Below are 17836 nucleotides of genomic sequence, written 5' to 3'. Positions count from 1 at the left end.
TCGGCGCGCCGCTTGCGGCGACGCGCCGGGTCGTGATCAGAAGTTGGCCTGCGTGACGAACTTGGTCACCAGATAGGCGTCGAGCGCTTCCGAGCCGCCCTCGCTGCCGTAGCCGGATTCCTTGACGCCGCCGAAGGGCGTCTCCGGCACCGCGAGGCCGTGGTGGTTGATCGAGATCATCCCGCTCTCCACCCTGTTCGCCACCCGCGCGGCCCGCTCGGCCGAGCGGGTATAGGCGTAGGCCGCGAGCCCGTAGGGCAGGCGGTTGGCCTCGGTGAGCGCCTCCTCGTCCTCCGAGAACCGGTTGATCATGGCCACCGGGCCGAACGGCTCCTCGTTCATCATCCGGGCGGTCAGCGGCACCTCGGTGAAGACCGTCGGCTCGAAGAAGTTGCCGCGGTTGCCGATTCGCTTACCGCCGGCCCGCAGCGACGCCCCGGCCGATTCGGCATCGGCGGTGAGCGCCTCGATCGCCTCCAGGCGACGCCCGTGGATCAGCGGGCCCATCTTGGTATCGGGGTCGAGGCCGTCACCGACCTTCAGGCTCTTGGCGTGGCTGGTGAAGCCCTCGACGAACCGGTCGAACACCGAATCGTGGACCAGGAACCGGGTCGGCGAGACGCAGACCTGGCCGGCATTGCGGAACTTCGACGGGGCGAGGACCGAGACGGCCTTCTCCACGTCGGCATCGCCGAACACGATCACCGGGGCGTGGCCGCCGAGCTCCATCGTGGCGCGCTTCATGTGCTCGCCGGCCAGCGCCGCGAGCTTCTTGCCGATCACCGTCGAGCCGGTGAACGAGATCTTGCGGATCACCGGGTGCGGGATCAGGTAGGCCGAGATCGTCCCCGGGTCGCCGTAGACCAGCGACAGGGCATCGCCCGGGATGCCGGCATCCAGGAAGGCGCGGACCAGGGCGGCGCAGCTCGCCGGCGTGTCCTCGGGGCCCTTGAGGATCACCGTGCAGCCGGTGCAGAGCGCCGCCGAGATCTTGCGGACCGCCTGGTTGATCGGGAAGTTCCAGGGGGTGAAGCAGGCCACCGGGCCGACGGGCTCGCGCACCACCGCCTGCAGCACGCCGTCGGCGCGGGCCGGGATGACGCGGCCGTAGGCGCGCTTACCCTCCTCGGCGAACCAGTCGATGATGTCGGCGGCCGCCAGGGTCTCGACCCGCGACTCGGCCAGCGGCTTGCCCTGCTCCTGGGTCATGATGCGGGCGATCTCGTCGGCGCGGCTGCGCAGCAGGTCGGCGGCCTTGCGCATCAGCTTGCCGCGCTCGAATGCCGACACCTTCCGCCAAGCCGGGAAGGCACGGGCGGCCGCGGCCAGGGCCTCGTCGAGATCCGCCGTGGTGGCGACGGCGCATTGGCCGATCGTCTCGCCCGTGGCCGGATTCAGGACGCCCAGGGTCTCCCGGTCGGCGCCCGCGCGCCAGCGTCCGGCAATGTGAAGCTCGGTATCCGGATACATCGGTCAATTCCCGCCCGGCCGCATGCTCGGCCGTGGCCGACATGTGGCAACGTGGCGCGGATCGGCAATCCCGCTCGCGGCATGGCTGAGGTCGGATCGGAGCGTTCGCCGCCGGAACCCGGTCAGGCGGCGCGGGAGCGGATGGCCTCGGGGCCCGAGACGATGGTGGCGCTGCCGTGTCGGGCCCGCAGGGTGCCGCCCTTCGGAACGACCTGCCAGCCCTCGCGGCAGCCGTCGATCGGCTCGGACACGACGACGATCCCGCCCGGGCCATCGCGGAAATACAGGCTCGGCGGCCGGCCGTCGCAGGCCCAGCGATAGGCGGTCAGCGTCTCGCCGTCGGTAAGCAGGGCGGTGAAGCGCAGCGGCTCCGAGACGCCCGCCTCCTTCATCAGGCCGCGGACCGTTTCCAGGGTGCGGGCCATGGCGCCGACCGGGTCCTGCTCGAGCCCGTTGGCCAGGGCCAGCAGGAAAGTCGCCTCGGAATCGGTGCTGCCGCGCCGGTGATCGTAGAACGTGTCCGGGATCAGCGCTTCCAGCCGCCGCTTGATGCGGTGATAGCCGCCGATCTGGCCGTTATGCATGAACAGGTGCCGCCCGTAGACGAACGGATGGCAATTTGCCCGGGCCGTGGCAGTGCCGGTCGAGGCGCGGACATGGGCGAAGAAGGTCCGCGCACGCACCTGGCCGCACAGGTTGGTCAGGTTCTCGTCCGACCAGGCCGGGGAGATGTCGCGATAGACGCCGGGCTCCGGGCGCTCGCCGTACCAGCCGATGCCGAACCCGTCGCCGTTGGTCTCGGTCTTCCCCTCGTCGGCGTGCAGGGATTGGTGCACCAGCGAATGCGTCGGCGCGCAGACCAGGTCCGAGAGAAAGACCGGCTCACCGCTATAGGCGAGGAAACGGCACATGTCGGACGTCGATCCTTCTGTGGTCCGTGCGCGATCCGCTGAAGGTCACCCCCGGAACGGAACGGGTGCCCGCGAATGAGATTAACAGTCGGTCCACACGGGTGAACAGTTTCTTAACCGCGACCCAGCTGCGCCATTTTCGGGCGATCCGAGCAAAAATGGCGCCGCTTGATCGCGGAGCGGGCAAGAACGGCTCGACCACGGGGACACTTGTGAGCCGGCTCCTCGCAGGTCACCATGGCCGAATCGGGGAATCAGCGGTCCATCAATGAGGCCGCGACCCGTCGAGGGGTCGAACGCAAACCAGAACAGGAGATTTACATGGATCGCGCACAGCCCGAGTGTTCCGCCCCCGTGGCCCTTGTCGTGGAGGACGACGCGGCGGTGCGCGACCTCGCGACCGCGGTCCTGGAAGAGAGCGATCTCGGCGTGATTGCCTGCGAGAGCGCCGAGGCCGCGCTCTCGGTGCTGGAGCGGTCCGACGTCACCGTGGCGCTGCTGTTCGCCGATATCCGCTTGCCGGGCGCCATGGACGGCGTGTCGCTCGCGCAGGCGGTCGAGCGCCGCTGGCCGGACGTGCGCGTGGTCGTCACCTCCGGGGCGAGCCGCGACGAACGCCTGCCCAACCAGGCGGTCTACATGCAGAAGCCCTGGCGGGCGCTCGACGTGCTGGTCCAGGCCGAGCACGCCACGATGGCCGCCAAGGCGGCCTGAAACGGGGGTGCGGCGCGCCTCCTCCCGATGAGGGGAGGGGGCCGCGTATCCGGGCTCCGCGGAGGCTCTGTCCCGGCGAAGATGCGCGAGTTGCGATTCTGCTCAGCCGCACACGATGGTTGCCGGCAGTGGGTTGCAGCCTCTTCTGCCGTCATTGCGAGCGCAGCGAAGCAACCCAGCGAAACGCCACGTTCGGGAAGCGCGCGCAGCCCTGGGTTGCTTCGCTGCGCTCGCTATGACGGAGCTCGGCAACGAACGGGAGGCTGATGGGTATCCGTAGCTGTGGCCGCGCCCGGAACCCTCACGCTCCAAGCGATGATCGAACGCAAAAAGCCCGGCCGCTCGCGCGGTCCGGGCTCCTACCGTTCGGGGACGAACGTCTTAGGCGACGGGCGCCGGGTTCACCGGAACCTGGCCGGCGGCGTTGCCGCCCTGCGGGCCGGCGGCGGACGGCGACGGGAAGCCGGGGCGGCGGCTGCCGGCCGGGAAACGGGGCTTCGGCTTCGGAGCGGCGATCAGACCCTCGCGGATCGCGGTCTTGCGCGCCTGCTTGCGGGCGCGGCGGACGGCTTCCGCCTTCTCGCGCGCCTTGCGGACGGACGGCTTCTCATAAGCCTTGCGCTGCTTCATCTCACGGAAGATGCCTTCACGCTGCATCTTCTTCTTGAGGACGCGGAGCGCCTGATCGACGTTGTTATCGCGAACGAGTACCTGCAACGGACTTGATCCTCTGGACCTGGATTTGGGGCTCGCGCAGCCCGCCGCCGATCTGGAAACCGGCAACGTCCCTCGCCCGGGAGAACCCGGGAGGGACGGGAACGTCGGTTTCCGAATCGGCGTGGAGCCCACGCCTTGGCGCGCCTTCTACACCAAGCGCGAACCAGTTCCAACATCTTCGCGGCAGCGATCTTCGCCGTGGCGGTCTCGAAACCCCTGGCGGCGAGTCGGATACCGGTTCCACGCGCACCAGCCCTGCTCCGCCTCGATTTGGCGCCGCGCCCGATTGCAACGCGATCGGACGCGGATCTAGGCTGTGCCCATGCAACACGACGACTCGCAGCAATTCGCCAGTGACAATTACTCCGGCATCTGCCCGGAGGCGTGGTCCGCCATGGAGGCGGCCAATCGCGGCCACGCGCCGGCCTACGGTGAGGATGCCTGGACGGCCCGGGCCGCGGACGCGTTCCGCCGCCTGTTCGAGATGGAGTGCGAGGTGTTCTTCGCCTTCAACGGCACCGCCGCGAACGCCCTCGCTTTGGCCGCCTTGTGCCAATCCTACCACAGCGTGATCTGCGCCGATTCGGCCCATGTCGAGACCGACGAGTGCGGGGCGCCGGAATTCTTCTCCAACGGCTCCAAGCTGCTCACGGCGCGCACCGAGGGCGGCAAGCTCACCCCGGAGGCGATCCGCGGGCTCGCCACCAACCGCAGCGACATCCACTTCCCGCGCCCGCGGGTGGTCACGATCACCCAGCCGACCGAGACCGGGCAGGTCTACACGCTGGCCGAGCTGCGGGCGCTGTCGGCCACCTGCCGGGACCTCGGCCTTGCCCTGCACATGGACGGCTCGCGCTTCGCCAATGCCTGCGCCAGCCTCGGTTGCAGCCCCGCCGACATGACCTGGCGGGCCGGGATCGACGTGCTGTGCTTCGGCGGCACCAAGAACGGCATGCATGCCGGTGAGGCGGTGGTGTTCTTCGATCCCAAGCTCGCCGAGGATTTCGGCTTCCGGTGCAAGCAGGCCGGCCAGCTCGCCTCGAAGATGCGCTTCCTGTCCGCCCCCTGGGTCGGCATGCTGGAGAGCGGCGCCTGGCTGCGGAACGGCGCCCACGGCAATGCCTGCGCCCGGCGCTTCGCCGATGCCGTCGCCGGGCTCCCGGGGATCCGCGCGCTGTTTCCCGTCGAGGCCAACGCCGTCTTCCTGGCGATGCCGGCCGCGACCATGGAGCGGCTGCGGGCGCGGGGCTGGCGGTTCTACACCTTCATCGGCGGCGGGGCGCGGTTCATGTTCGCCTGGGATGCCGAGACCGCGCGCGTCGACGCCCTCGTGGCCGACCTGCGCGCCCTGGCGGCCGAGGCCGCCTGAGGCCGGGTTGCCGACCAGCTCGGCCCTTGGGCGGTTGATCGGCGCAGGGCCCCGACGGCGGCCGCTCAGATCAGCCCGAGATCGGCAGGGTCGGCGCCGGAGAAGACCCGGTGGAGGCTCGCCTGGTCCAGGCCGTAGAGGCGCTGGAGCAGGCCGCCGAGCAGGGCGCGGTAGTTGGTGAGCACCGGGTAATCCCGGTTCTGGAACAGATGCGCCGCGTCGGCGCGCACCTGCGGTCCGACGATGCGGCCGCCCCGGATTCCACCGCCCAGCACCCAGTAGACGCTGCCGTGGCCGTGATCGGTGCCGCGGTTTCCGTTCTCCCGGAAGGTGCGGCCGAACTCGGACAGCACCACCACGACGGTCTCGGACCAGCCCGGCCCGATCTCCTCGACGAAGCCCGCCAGGCCCCGGCCCAGTTCGCCGAGCCTGTCGGCGAGATAGCCGGTGCCGGCGCCCTGGTTTACGTGGGTGTCCCAGCCGCCGACATCGACGAAGCCGAGGTTGAAGGTCTCGCGCATCAGCCGGCCGATGCGCCGCGCCGAGAGCTCGAAGCCCTTCGGCGAGACCGCGCCGCGATCGGCCTGTCCGGCATGGTCCGAGATCGTGTTGTAGACCGCGTCGCGCACGCGAAACCCCTCGGCCACGGCGCCGGCCAGCTTGGTGTCGCCGTACATGGCGGCGATCAGCCTGGCCTGCCGGGCATCGAGACCCGGCTTGGCGACACCGTTGATGGCGACGTTCGGCACGGTCTCGCCGCCCCGGAAGATCAGCGGCATCTGCTCCGTGAAGGCGATCGGCCGGACCCGGGTCAGCTCCGCGGCGAGCCGCGCCATGAAACCGGAATTGTAGTCGCGGGTGGCGCCGACCGTCTGGCCGAGCTCGATCGTGTCCTGGGTCTCAAAATGGCTGCGGGTCAGGTCGTCGGTGCCGGCGAAGGGCACGAAGGCCGCCTGGCCCTTGGCGTAGAGCGGCAGGATCGTGTCGCGCAGCGCCGGGTGGAGCCCCCAATCGGCGTCGAGCGCCAGCGCGGCGTTCGGATTGCCGGGATCGGGCCTGGCCACGGCGAGGTTGGGCCGCGCCTGGTAGTAGAACGCGCTGCCCGTGGGGATCACCACGTTGGCCGCGTCGTAGGCGCCGCGCAGGAACACGACCAGCAGGCGGGCATCCGCCTTCGGGGCCGCCCAGACGCGGCCGGCCACGGACGTGAGGCCGAGGGCCGTGGCGGCGCGAAGAAGGTCACGGCGATTCATCGCATGAACTCCGGCGAGGCGAGGTAGAGCGTGTTCCAGTCCTGCGGCGAGACCGCCTGGGCCAGCGCGCCCTTCGTGTTTGCGCTCAGCGTCCCGGCCAGCGTCGAGAAGTAGAGGGCGTTGGCGAGGACTGGGAAGGCCGGCTCCTCGGGCCGGTCCGGGGCGGCCGGCTTGAACAATCCGGCCGGGCCGGAGCCGATCTGGCGGGCGATCTCGAACCGGGTGGTGAGCTGGCCCGGGCCGCTCCAGGCGGCGGCGTCGAGGGCGTAGCCGTCCGGCGTCGAGCGGTTGAACAGGCCCTCGCCGAGGCGGTTCAGCCAGCCGAGCACCGGGCCGGTGTTGAGGATCACCCGCTCGTCATAGGCCATCCGCAGGGCCGAGAAGACGTAGCGCACCGGATCCTTGAAGGCGCTGGTCTGCGCCGCCGCGAAGGCGGGATCGCGGATCAGGGCCTCCAACACGGCGGCGATGTCGCCGTCGGTGCGGGTGAAGATCGCGGCCAGCCGGGCCACCAGCGCGTCGTCCGGCGCCTGGCCCAGGAAGTAGGTGGCGAGCGCCCGGGACACGCTGGAGGCGGTGGCGGGGTGCCGGGCGATCAGGTCGAGCGCCTCCTCGACCTCGGGCCAGCCGCGGCCGCGGATGCGCGTGCCCAGAAAGGTCTTGTCGCCGTAATCGTGCCGGTTCGGGTTGAATTCGAACAGGCCGTCCCGGATGAAGTCGGCGGCGTGCTCCGGGCGGAGCTTGGGCGATTCGGGCTTCAGGTCGATCCCGACCCCGGTGAGGATCCGCGCGAGGGCCTCGACATCGGCCTGGCTGTAGCCGGAGCCGACGCCCATCGTGTGCAACTCCATGATCTCGCGGGCGTAATTCTCGTTGATGTGGCCCGCCGCGTTGGCGTCGTTGTCGAGGTAGCGCAGCATCGCCGGGTGGCGCAGGCTCGCCATCAGCAGGTCGCGGAACCGTCCGAGGACGTGGGGGCGGATCGCCGTGTCGACGTAGTCGCCCACCGCGGCGCGCAGGGTCGACTTGCCCTGGTGGACGTTGAGGCGGTTGAACCAGAACCAGGTCAGCCGCTCGCGCAGCTGGTCCGGGCCGTAGAGGGCGCGCAGCACCCAGGCGGAGGCGGCGTTCCGGGCGGCATCGTTCAGCGCGGCCTGGAACGCGCTCTGGGCGGCCTTGCGGGCCTCCGGATCGGCCAAGTCCTTGGCGGCCTTGGATTGCGCCTCGAGGGATCGGGCGCGTTCCAGCAGCGTTCCCGGGGGCGTCAGCGCGTCGACCTGCGCCTGCGCGGCCGGCGGCAGGCGGGGCTCGACCGGCGGGTGGAGCTGCGCCTGCAGCCAGCGGGCGCGGCCGTCCCGGCGCAGCTGCGCGAAGGCCGACGGGGTGGCACCCCAGGTCAGGGCGTCGAGGAACGCGACGTCGGCGGCCGGCGACGCACCGGTCTGCGCGGCGAGCGGCCCGGCGGCCATCAGCATCGCCGCGAAGGCCACGCGAAGGTACAGCTGTGCGGTGCGCATCATCGGTGCTCTCGCCGAAGAATTGGTCGCCCGGTCGAGCCTGATCCGGCGCGCCTGTACCGCAGATTAAGGGCTCCGGCGGCGGTTCTTTGCCAAGGCCGGGGCTTGCCGCTACACGATCCGGAGACCTTCGCCCGTGACGGCACCGCCGGGCGACGCCCCTCACGTTTTGCCGACCCAGAGCGTTCGCTCCATGCTGATGCAGACCAAGTCCGAAGCGAAGCCGGCCGATCCGGTTGCGCGGCGGCGCACCTTCGCGATCATCTCGCACCCGGATGCGGGCAAGACCACGCTGACCGAGAAGCTGCTGCTGTTCGGCGGCGCGATCCAGCTCGCCGGCGAGGTCAAGGCCAAGCGCAACCGGGTCTCGACCCGGTCCGACTGGATGGGCATCGAGAAGGAGCGCGGCATCTCGGTGGTCACCTCGGTGATGACCTTCGAGTACGGCGACTGCGTCTTCAACCTGCTCGACACGCCGGGCCACGAAGACTTCTCCGAGGACACCTACCGGACGCTGACCGCGGTCGATTCGGCCGTGATGGTGATCGACGCCGCGAAGGGCATCGAGGCGCGCACGCGCAAGCTGTTCGAGGTCTGCCGGCTGCGCGACATTCCGATCGTCACCTTCGTCAACAAGCTCGACCGCGAGGCCCGCGACCCGTTCGAGCTGCTCGACGAGATCGAGAAGACGCTGGCGCTGGACGTCGCCCCGGTCACCTGGCCGATCGGCACCGGCCGCAACTTCTCCGGGACCTACGAGCTCGGCGGCAACCGCGTGCGCCGGCTCGACGCCGCCGAGGATGCCGGCATGGTCGCGGTGTCGGGCCCCCAGGACCCGCTGTTCGACGAGCTGCTCACCGAGAACGGCGCCGCCGATGCGTGGCGCGAGGAGGTGGAGCTGGCCGAAGGCGGGCTGAAGCCGTTCGATCTCGACGCGTTCCGCGAGGGCCACCTGACGCCGGTGTTCTTCGGCTCGGCGCTGCGCAATTTCGGCGTGCGCGACCTCATCGACGGCCTCGCCAAGGTGGCGCCGCCGCCGCGCGGCCAGGATGCCGACAAGCGCCTGGTCGAGCCGACCGAGCCGCGCATGACCGGCTTCGTGTTCAAGATCCAGGCGAACATGGACCCGAACCACCGGGACCGGATCGCCTTCATGCGGGTCTGCTCGGGCAAGCTCAGCCGGGGCATGAAGGCCCGGCTGGTGCGCACTGGCAAGCCGATCTCGCTCTCGGCGCCGCAATTCTTCTTCGCGCAGGACCGCGCCATCGCGGACGAAGCCTTTGCCGGCGACGTGGTCGGCATCCCGAACCACGGCACCCTGCGGATCGGCGACACGCTCACCGAGGGCGAGGATCTGCTGTTCCGCGGCGTGCCGAGCTTCGCCCCGGAAATCCTCCGGCGGATCAAGCTCACCGACGCCATGAAGGCCAAGAAGCTGCGCGAGGCGCTGCAGCAGATGGGCGAGGAGGGCGTCGTCCAGGTGTTCGTGCCCCAGGACGGCAGCCAGGCGATCGTCGGCGTGGTCGGCGCGCTCCAGCTCGACGTGCTGAAGGAGCGCCTCCAGGCCGAGTACGGCCTGCCGGTGGATTACGAGACCTCGCGCTTCTCGGTCTGCCGCTGGGTGTCCTCGGATTCCGAGGTCGAGCTCGACAAGTTCGTCGACAGCCACGGCTCGGCCATGGCCAAGGACCTCGACGGCGCGCCGGTCTTCATGGCGACCACGGCGTTCTCGCTCCGCTACGAGGAGGAGCGCTACCCGGCGGTGCGCTTCACCGACGTGAAGGATTACCAGAAGCGGGCGGCGTGATTCCTTTGGGGTGGGGGCGTCTCGCTTCCCCCTCAGGTCGGCGATGATCGGACACGGCGACCTGTGATCTTCGGCCGTACCGGACCGCCGCTGTCACCGGATCACTTCAACCAGCCCCCCTGATCCTGAGGTGCCCGCGGCAGCGGGCCTCGACGGAGGCCTCCGGCCAGCCGTGGGATTCCGGGAGGCGTCCTCCCCGGCTGCGGCGCCGCGACTCGGGACCACGCGATTGGCCGGGATATGCCGCCGGTGTCGTGAACCGCGGTTTGTCGGCGGTCCTGGATCCCGGGCTCCGCCGCGCGGCCCCGGGATGACGGGGGGGTGGGCCGACGACGGGGAAATCCCGCCAAGCGCCTCAAAATTTCCCGAGCATCGGGAAATCCACGGTGAGCGTCGATTCGGCGGCGATCGGGGCGTCGCGCTTGCGCGGCTTGCGGTTGAGCACCTGTTTCAGCTTGCTCTTCAGCACCGCCATGTCGAACGGCTTGAGGATGAAGGCGTCCGCCCCCGCCTGGTGGGCGAGGTTGATGTCCTCGAAGTCGAAGGACGATTCGGTGAGCATGAAGGGCGTGTTCATCAGCGCGTCGTCGCCGCGGATCTCGCGCAGCAGGGCCAGCCCGTCCATGGGCTCCATGGTGAGGTCGGAGATCACCAGGGCGTAGCGGCGCGTGCGCAGCCGTTCCAGGGCCTCGGCGGCCGTGGTCACCCCCTCGACGTCGGGGAAGCCGATCCGGGTCATCAGCATCACCACGAGACGCAGGAGCTTCTCCTGGTCGTCGACGATGAGGATCGGGGGCGTATCGCTCTCGGACATCGCTCGGCTCAGATGAAGAGGTGGTCGATGCCCTGGCGGGACATCGCGTCGTTCTGGAGCGCCAGGCAGAGCCCGTGGATCGCGGTCGCCTTCGGGGTCCCGCGCTGGAGCATCGGCAGCAGATTGGCCTTGGCGAACAGGCCGTCATTCGCCGTGTTGCGCTGGGCGCTCTTGAAGGAGTGGACGAATTCCCGCTTGGCGATCTCCCGCCACTCGTTGATCTGCACGTCCCGGTGGCGCTGGTCGGCGCTGACCCGGTCGAAGGTCTCGTGGACCGAGGAGCGCTCGCCCTCGATCACCTGGCAGGCGAAGTTGCCCTCGACGATCATGAAGCTGGTGATCACCGAGAACTCGTTCTTCTTCTGCGCGACGCGGCCGATCTCGGCGATCTGCTCCGACCGCTTCGCCGGATCCGCCGACAGAGTGAGGCGCGAGAAGTAGATGATGTGGACGAGGCTCGTCCGTTTCGCCCGCATGACCTCTAGATCCGAAATCCGTATCGCGTGTGCGTTCGGGCGGGACGCGCCCCACCCAGATTGCCCCGTCGACGATCTTCGCCCGCGCCGGATAACACCCCGTAAACGCCCGCCGGCCTGCGCGCCGGACCGGTGCGGCCTTGATCCGGCAGAATCTGCCGGGCCGGCATCCCCGCTCGGCCAGGGCTGCCGGGCCCGCGGCGGCCCGTGCCTGACGAATCAAGGGCTTAGCTCTGGCACGGCGGTTGCGGTCCCTTGATCCTGCGGGCCAGTGCGGCGCGTATCGGGATCGCATGCCATGGATCTTTTTACCGCCCTGCAGACCTCGGTCTCCGGACTGCAGGCGCAATCCTACGCCATCAGCAACATCTCCGGGAACATCGCGAACTCGCAGACGACCGGATTCAAGCGAATCGACACCAGCTTCGTCGACATGATGTCCGAGACCACGCCGAAGCGCGAGGTCGCCGGCTCGGTCCTGGCGCAGTCGCAGCTGACCAACACGATCGCCGGCAACGTCGTGGCCTCGAGCGTCCCGACCAACATGGCGATCAACGGCGACGGCTTCTTCACCGTGGTGCGCAAGACCGGCGATTCGAACGGCGCGGCCACCTTCAGCGGCACGAACGTCTACACGCGCCGGGGCGACTTCGCGAAGGACAAGGACGGCTACCTGGTCAACGGCGCCGGCGGCTACCTGACCGGCACGAACCTCGACCCGGTCACCGGCCAGGCGACCAGCACGGGTCTGCTGCGGATCGGCGACACGTCGCTTCCGGCCCAGCCGACCACGTCGCTGACCTACGCGGCCAACCTGCCGGCGACGCCGGCCACCACCGCGTCGGCCACGTCGGGCTCCGATGTCTACGACCAGCTGCCCGCGGCGGTCGTCCTGACGGGAGCCACGTTGCCCGGGCCCACGGTGCCGACGACCGGGGCCGGGACCTTCGTGAACAACAGCATCGCGGGCCCGTCGATCACCGCCTACACGCAGACCGGCGCGCCGGTGACCCTGAGCACGCGCTGGGCCAAGGTGCAGGACGCCACCACGACGCCCGCGCAGCCCGCGGTCTGGAACCTCTATTACGCCTCCGACCCCACGGCCTCGGCGAATGCGACGACCTGGCAGAATGTCGGGACGGCCTTCACCTTCGATTCCACCGGAAAGCTGACCGCGCCGGCCACCAGCCCGGTCCCGCTCGGCGACGTGAAGGTCGGCGACTACACCTTTTCGGGCATGACCATGAACGTCGGCACGGCCGGGCTGACGCAGTACGCCGACACGTCGGGCGCCGTGACCACGAACACGCTGAGCCAGAACGGCAACAGCGCCGGCACGCTCACCAGCGTGGCGATCGGCGAGGACGGCAAGATCAACGGCACCTTCTCGAACGGCTCGGTGCTGGGGCTCGCCACGGTGGGCATCGCCCAGTTCGCCAATCCCGACGGGCTCAAGGCCGATTCGAACGGCAATTACCTCCAGACCGCCGAATCCGGGCCGGCTTTGGTCGGGCTGAACGGCAGCACGATCACGGGCGCGAGCAATGAGCAGTCGAATACCGACATTGCGAGCGAGTTCTCTAAGATGATCGTAACCCAGCAGGCCTACTCTGCGAACACGCGCGTCATGTCGACGGCCCAGACGATGATGTCTGACCTGCTCAACGTGATCCGCTGAGTGAGGACGCAATCCGAACCGCGGAGGCCGTGAGATGTCGTTGAACGCGCTTTCCACCGCGACCGCCGGCCTTGCGGCGACGCAGGCGGCGATCAACGTCGTCTCGCAGAACGTCGCCAATGCGGGCACTGCCGGCTACGTCAAGCGGACGCTCTCGACGGTCGCCACCGGGACCAACAATTCCGGTGTCGCAACCGGGGCGATCACCCGCAGCTTCGACGCCGCCGCGCTCAAGCAGCTGCGGCTCGAGACCTCGGGGGCGGCCTATACCAGCACCAAGGCCGGGATCGCCTCCCAGCTCGACGCGCTGTTCGGGGCGCCGGGCAGCGCGGCGGCGCTGGACGGCACGCTGAACACCTTCACCCAGTCGCTGCAGGAGCTGTCGGCCAACCCGACGTCGGCGGCGGCTCGCACCACCGTGCTGAGCAACGCCTCGGCGCTGGCCAGCCAGATCAACGGCGCCGCCAACGCGGTGCAGAACCTGCGCACCGGGGTGGAGGCGCAGCTCGGTACCGACACGCGCTCGGCCAGCACGCTCCTGTCCAGCGTCGCGAGCCTGAACGCCAAGATCCAGAACACCACCGACGCCGCGTCCCTGGCCGACCTCCAGGACCAGCGCGACCAGGTGATCAACACGCTGTCGGGCTACATGGACGTCCAGACCGTGGATCAGCGGGACGGGACGGTCTCGGTGCTGACCCGGTCGGGCGTGACCCTGGTCGACCGCGGCAGCGCGGCGGTGCTCACCTTCGACGGCCACGGCTCGCTCAACCCCAACTCGACCTACTCGTCCGACCCGACGCAGCGCACGGTCGGGACCATCACGGCCACGCTCCCGGGCGGCGGCCAGATCGATCTCGGCGCGCCCGGTGCCATCCGGTCGGGCAGCCTCGCCGCCGGGATCGAGCTGCGCGACCAGATCCTGCCGCAGGCCCAGCGCCAGCTCGACGACCTGGCCGGGGGGCTCGCCAGCGCGCTCACCGACAAGGCCGTGACCGGCACGGTGACCGGTTCCTCGGCGACCATCGACCTGACCGGCATCAAGGCCGGCAACAGCGTGACGATCCCGGTCACCGCCGCCGACGGCTCGGTCCGCAACGTCACGCTGATCGCCTCGAACGCCGCGACCGCCGCGGTCGATCCGAGCCAGACCGACGATGCCAGCGGGCTGGCCCAGACCTTCAACATCTCGGGCGGCCCCGCGACCTACGCCAACGCGATCTCGACAGCCCTGGCGGCGCTCAGCAGCCGGGCCACGGCGGCGGGCATCAAGAACGCCCCCAACCTCACCGCCACCGGCACCGGGGCAACGGTCACGATCGGGCCGGCCGCGGCCGGCACCGACAAGGTCTCGGGGGCCAGCGCCGGCATCACACAGCCGACCTCGCCGAGCGACCTGACCACGGGCTACCCGCAGCTCGCCCTGTTCACCGACGTGTCGGCGGCGCCGCCCCCGACCCCGCGGCTGTTCACCGGCTCGTTCGACAGCGGCTCGCAGCTCACCGGCTTCGCGCAGCGGATCTCGGTCAACCCGGCGCTCTCGGGCGACACCACGGCGCTCACGGCCTCCAGCGCCACCGACAAGAGCGCCTCGGGGGGCCGCGCGCAGGCGATCTTCACCGCCCTGACCTCGGCCCAGCAGACCTTCTCGTCGTCGAGCGGGATCGGGGGCGTCTCGGCGCCCTACCGGGCGAGCGTGGTCGGCTTCGCCCAGGACGTGATCGCCTCGCAGGGCGCGGCGGCCTCGAACGCCGCCGCGCTCGACGACACCCAGCAGACCGCCCTCTCTACCGCACAGAGCCGGTTCTCCGCCGGGGCGGGGGTCAATATCGACCAGGAGATGTCGAACCTGATCGCCCTGCAGACGGCCTACGGCGCCAATGCCCGGGTGCTCACCGCCGCCCGCGACATGCTCAACCAGCTGCTGCAGATCTGACCATGACGACGATCTCCCCCTTCGCGGCCGGCTCCTACATCGCCAACCGGAACACGTCGCAGCTGCTGGCGCTCAAGAACCAGCTGAACGACCTGTCGAACCAGCTCTCCAGCGGCAAGGTCTCGCAGACCTATGGCGGGCTCGGCACCGGGCGCTCCACGGCGCTCGCCGCCCAGGCGACCCTGAGCGCGCTCGACGGCTACGGCGCCGGCATCACCGCCGCCCAGACCCGGACCAATGTCGCGGTCACCAGCCTGACCCAGGTCGCGAAGCTCGGCACCGACGCCCGCACGGCCCTGAACAACGGCCTGCAGAGCATCGCGGCCAACACCACGGCCGGCCGCTCGATCGCCCTTGCCAACCTGCAGACGGCGCTGGACACCCTCAACCAGTCGGCCGCGGGCAGCTACCTGTTCGGCGGCCGCGACGCCACCACCCAGCCGGTGCTCGACGCCGACACGATCCTGAACGGCAGCACCGACAGCCAGGGCAACACGCTGGCGGGCCTCACCGCGCTGGTCAACGAGCGCGTCACCGCGGAGCTGGGCCCGGGCGGCAACGGCCGCCTGACCCAGACCGCGCCGAGCGCCACCTCAGTTCAGGTGACCGACGAGGCGAACGCCGCGACCCGGGGCCGATTCGGCTTCACCCTGTCCGGCACCCCGACCACCACCGGGACGGCGATCAACGCCGCGATCACCGGCACCGGCCCGGCCGCTCTCACCATCGGCTTGGCGGGCCAGCCGGCGGTGGGCGACAGCGTCAGCTTCGCGCTGAAGATGCCGGACGGCACCTCCACCACCGTCACCCTGAGCGCGGCCGCCAGCGCCGACTCGACCTCGACCACCAGCTTCGCCATCGGCGCCACCGCGGCCGACACGATGAAGAACCTGTCCGCGACGCTGACCAACGCCCTCAAGGGTGCGGCCACCGGCACCCTGGCGGTGAACGCCACGGCATCCGTCACCCAGGACTTCTTCACCGGCTCGGCCCGGGGCGGTCCCTCGGGGACCGGGATCATGCCCCAGCGCATCGCGTACGATGCGGCCAAGAACCCGATCGGCTACGTGGCCGCCACCCCGACCAACACGGTGCTGTGGTACCAGGGCGAGAACACCTACACGACGCCGGCGGACCCGACCCAGGCCGTGCCGACCACGGCGCTCGACACCCAGTCGGTCCAGGTCAGCGCCACCGGCCAGGTCGGCACCGGCGCCCGCGCCAACGACAAGACGATCCAGAACGTGCTCGCAGGCCTCGCGACCATGGCGTTCGCGCTGCCGACAACGAGCGACGCCAACACCAGCGCCACCTATAAGACGGTGGTCAGCAAGGCCGGGGCGCTGCTGTCGGCCTCCGACCAGACCAATCCCAGCGTCCAGGACACGGTCACGCAGCTCAGCGTCGCGGCGACGCGCCTGTCGAACGCCAAGACCACCAACACCGCCACCCAGACGACGGTCCAGAACACCCTCGACGGGATCGAGCAGGCTCCGACCGAGGAGGTCGTCGCGAAGCTGCTCGACGTCCAGAACCGGCTTCAGGCCAGCTACCAGGTCACGGCCTCGCTCTCGAAGCTCTCGCTGGTCAACTACATCAGCTGACGCCTGTATTGGGTGCCGCCACCATAGTCCTGCCGCTTTCCCGCAGTGAATCGCGCCGGACGGTCGCGTGTCGTGCGATCGAGGAGAGGTCCGCATGGCGCTGTCCGAACCCGTCCACGCGATCCGCCGCCTGGGCGCCGCGGCGCAGGTCGGCGCCATCGTGATGGCCGAGCAGGCGATCGACACCTATCTCGACGGTTGCCGCCGGCCCGACGACCGCGCGACTGCGCTCGACATCCTGCTGCGCGACCTCGCGCGGCTGCGGTTGCTCGAGCCTGATCTCGACGGCTTCATCGGCGAGGTCGAGCGCTACATCGATCTGCTGCACCGGGACCTGTCGCGCCGGGCCGCCTGAGATGGCCGGACAGCGGATCGGCTGGGTTCTGACCGCCGCCCTCGTCGCAGCGTCGAACGCTGCCGCCGCCCGGGAGCTGGAGAAGGCTCCGACCGCCGCGGCGGCGATGGCGTGCCCGTCGAAGGGGCCGGGCTTCATGCGCCTGCCCGGCAGCGCGAGCTGCATCCGCGTGTCCGGACGGGTGATCGCGGGCGCCGACCTGCGCCAGGGACACGGCGCCGGCGCAGCGGGCCCGCCCGCGATTGCCGGCCGCCTGGCGATCGACAACCGTGCCGACACCGATCTCGGCGAGGTCCGGACCTATGTGCGGATCGGCAACGGCCGGCGCTGAGCGCGGCCCTACAGGTTCCGCGACAGAACCAGCGGCCCGCTGCGGACGCCGCGCCCGTACGGGGACGGGGCCGGGGCCTGCTTGCCGTAGCCCGACGGGACCTGCGCCCGGCCGATCTCGTCCGCCAGGGACTTGATCAGCCCCTCCGAGACGGATCGGGCGCTGTCGAGGACCGACTGGTTGGCCTCGACCGCCGCGGTGAAGCGGCGATGGGCGGCCCGGAGGGTCTCGACCCCGTCCGGGTTGAAGCGCTTGAGCGCCACGGCGTTGGCCTTGGCGACTTCGAGGCCCTGCATGTAGGCCGCGGCCAGGGCCGCCTTCGGCTCGGCCGCCGCCAGGCCCTCGCGCAGGCGCCCGGCCCGGACATGGGCGGCCTCTTCGGCCAGGATCGCCTCCAGCGCGGCCATGTTGGCGAGCACGCCCCCGACCAGCGCCTCGGCGGTGACCCGGTCGCCGACGCGCAGCGGCTCAGCCCTTTGCATTGACGGCTCCATCGCTCGACGCGCCCTGCAGCTTCATGATCTCACGGAACACCGAATCGGCGATGCCGACGCCGCCGCTCTTCACGATCTGTCCCGCATATTCCTTGGTCAGCATCGAGCGGTAGACGCCGCCGCCGGTGCCGTTCTCGCCCAGCGGGCCCTCGGTCCCCTCCGACTGCATCATCCGGTCGAGGCTGTTCTCCAGGAACATCGACTCGAACTCGGTGGCGGTCTTGTGCGCCTTGGCGGTGCTGCCGGTCTTGAGGATGCCGTCGGACACGCTCGCGGCGATGGATTTCCCGACGCCGGCGGCCGCGGTGGCCGCGAAGTTGGCGAGTGGCAGCATGATTTGGCCCTCCTGTCCTTCCTGGGGCATCGTCTCGTTCCGAAAGCCGGCAACCA

General features: G+C 70.1%; 17 protein-coding genes. 8 read left to right on the top strand and 9 right to left on the bottom strand.

From position 1 onward, the window contains the following. Positions 1–36: 36 nt before the first annotated feature. Positions 37–1470: an NAD-dependent succinate-semialdehyde dehydrogenase gene (locus tag LGR69_RS16320; protein WP_230366661.1), complete on the bottom strand. Its 1434-nt coding sequence runs from the start codon at positions 1468–1470 to the stop codon at positions 37–39. A gap of 122 nt (positions 1471–1592) precedes the next feature. Then, entirely contained in the window at positions 1593–2381 is a 789-nt protein-coding gene (locus LGR69_RS16315; RefSeq protein WP_230366660.1) for a class II glutamine amidotransferase, read from the bottom strand. Positions 2382–2702: 321 nt separating this feature from the next. Here LGR69_RS16315 and LGR69_RS16310 point away from each other — a divergent pair, with 321 nt between their 5' ends. Further along, positions 2703–3095, top strand: a complete 393-nt coding sequence (locus LGR69_RS16310) for a response regulator (RefSeq protein WP_007566401.1) — start codon at positions 2703–2705, stop codon at positions 3093–3095. A 381-nt stretch (positions 3096–3476) separates the two neighbouring features. On the opposite strand, the gene rpsU is transcribed toward LGR69_RS16310, so the two are convergent. Beyond that, complete coding sequence (gene rpsU, locus LGR69_RS16305) at positions 3477–3812, bottom strand: 30S ribosomal protein S21 (protein ID WP_007566403.1); 336 nt, start codon at positions 3810–3812, stop codon at positions 3477–3479. Positions 3813–4134: 322 nt separating this feature from the next. Between rpsU and LGR69_RS16300 the strand changes: the two genes are divergently transcribed. Beyond that, positions 4135–5181 (top strand): threonine aldolase family protein, encoded by a 1047-nt coding sequence (locus LGR69_RS16300; protein ID WP_230366659.1) that lies wholly within the window; start codon positions 4135–4137, stop codon positions 5179–5181. A 65-nt stretch (positions 5182–5246) separates the two neighbouring features. On the opposite strand, the gene LGR69_RS16295 is transcribed toward LGR69_RS16300, so the two are convergent. After that, positions 5247–6434: a DUF1501 domain-containing protein gene (locus LGR69_RS16295; RefSeq protein ID WP_230366658.1), complete on the bottom strand. Its 1188-nt coding sequence runs from the start codon at positions 6432–6434 to the stop codon at positions 5247–5249. Then, positions 6431–7954, bottom strand: coding sequence for a DUF1800 domain-containing protein (locus LGR69_RS16290; protein ID WP_230366657.1), 1524 nt, complete (start codon positions 7952–7954; stop codon positions 6431–6433). The genes LGR69_RS16295 and LGR69_RS16290 overlap by 4 nt, the downstream gene beginning before the upstream one ends. Before the next feature lie 190 nt (positions 7955–8144). Here LGR69_RS16290 and LGR69_RS16285 point away from each other — a divergent pair, with 190 nt between their 5' ends. After that, positions 8145–9758: a peptide chain release factor 3 gene (locus LGR69_RS16285; protein WP_007566411.1), complete on the top strand. Its 1614-nt coding sequence runs from the start codon at positions 8145–8147 to the stop codon at positions 9756–9758. Positions 9759–10113: 355 nt separating this feature from the next. Here the strand turns inward: LGR69_RS16285 and LGR69_RS16280 are convergent, their stop codons facing one another. Beyond that, positions 10114–10572 carry a response regulator gene (locus LGR69_RS16280; RefSeq protein ID WP_007566413.1) on the bottom strand — a complete coding sequence of 153 codons (459 nt, stop codon included), beginning with the start codon at positions 10570–10572 and terminating at the stop codon, positions 10114–10116. A gap of 8 nt (positions 10573–10580) precedes the next feature. Beyond that, positions 10581–11048 carry a BLUF domain-containing protein gene (locus tag LGR69_RS16275; RefSeq protein ID WP_007566415.1) on the bottom strand — a complete coding sequence of 156 codons (468 nt, stop codon included), beginning with the start codon at positions 11046–11048 and terminating at the stop codon, positions 10581–10583. A 298-nt stretch (positions 11049–11346) separates the two neighbouring features. Here LGR69_RS16275 and LGR69_RS16270 point away from each other — a divergent pair, with 298 nt between their 5' ends. The 5 genes from LGR69_RS16270 to LGR69_RS16250 all read left to right on the top strand — a co-directional run bounded on the left by LGR69_RS16270 (position 11347) and on the right by LGR69_RS16250 (position 16952). After that, positions 11347–12726: a flagellar hook protein FlgE gene (locus LGR69_RS16270; RefSeq protein ID WP_230366656.1), complete on the top strand. Its 1380-nt coding sequence runs from the start codon at positions 11347–11349 to the stop codon at positions 12724–12726. A gap of 34 nt (positions 12727–12760) precedes the next feature. Then, positions 12761–14662, top strand: coding sequence for a flagellar hook-associated protein FlgK (flgK, locus tag LGR69_RS16265; RefSeq protein ID WP_230366655.1), 1902 nt, complete (start codon positions 12761–12763; stop codon positions 14660–14662). 2 nt (positions 14663–14664) lie between these two features. Next, positions 14665–16266 carry a flagellin gene (locus tag LGR69_RS16260; protein ID WP_230366654.1) on the top strand — a complete coding sequence of 534 codons (1602 nt, stop codon included), beginning with the start codon at positions 14665–14667 and terminating at the stop codon, positions 16264–16266. A 94-nt stretch (positions 16267–16360) separates the two neighbouring features. Beyond that, on the top strand, positions 16361–16621 hold the full coding sequence (locus LGR69_RS16255; protein ID WP_230366653.1) for a hypothetical protein: 261 nt from the start codon (positions 16361–16363) through the stop codon (positions 16619–16621). Between the two features lies 1 nt (position 16622). After that, positions 16623–16952, top strand: a complete 330-nt coding sequence (locus tag LGR69_RS16250) for a porin (protein WP_230366652.1) — start codon at positions 16623–16625, stop codon at positions 16950–16952. Between the two features lie 8 nt (positions 16953–16960). Here the strand turns inward: LGR69_RS16250 and LGR69_RS16245 are convergent, their stop codons facing one another. Both LGR69_RS16245 and LGR69_RS16240 read right to left on the bottom strand, forming a co-directional pair. Next, positions 16961–17434, bottom strand: a complete 474-nt coding sequence (locus LGR69_RS16245) for a hypothetical protein (RefSeq protein ID WP_050733131.1) — start codon at positions 17432–17434, stop codon at positions 16961–16963. After that, a complete protein-coding gene (locus LGR69_RS16240; RefSeq protein WP_007566429.1) occupies positions 17421–17780 on the bottom strand; it encodes a rod-binding protein in 360 nt (119 codons plus the stop codon). Before LGR69_RS16240 ends, LGR69_RS16245 begins: the two co-directional genes overlap by 14 nt. Between the last annotated feature and the right edge of the window lie 56 nt (positions 17781–17836).

It is taken from the genome of Methylobacterium brachiatum (assembly GCF_020523825.1).
Classification (GTDB): domain Bacteria; phylum Pseudomonadota; class Alphaproteobacteria; order Rhizobiales; family Beijerinckiaceae; genus Methylobacterium; species Methylobacterium brachiatum.
The sequence above is the reverse complement of the archived record's forward strand: the minus strand, read 5'-3'. Positions and strand labels throughout refer to the sequence as shown.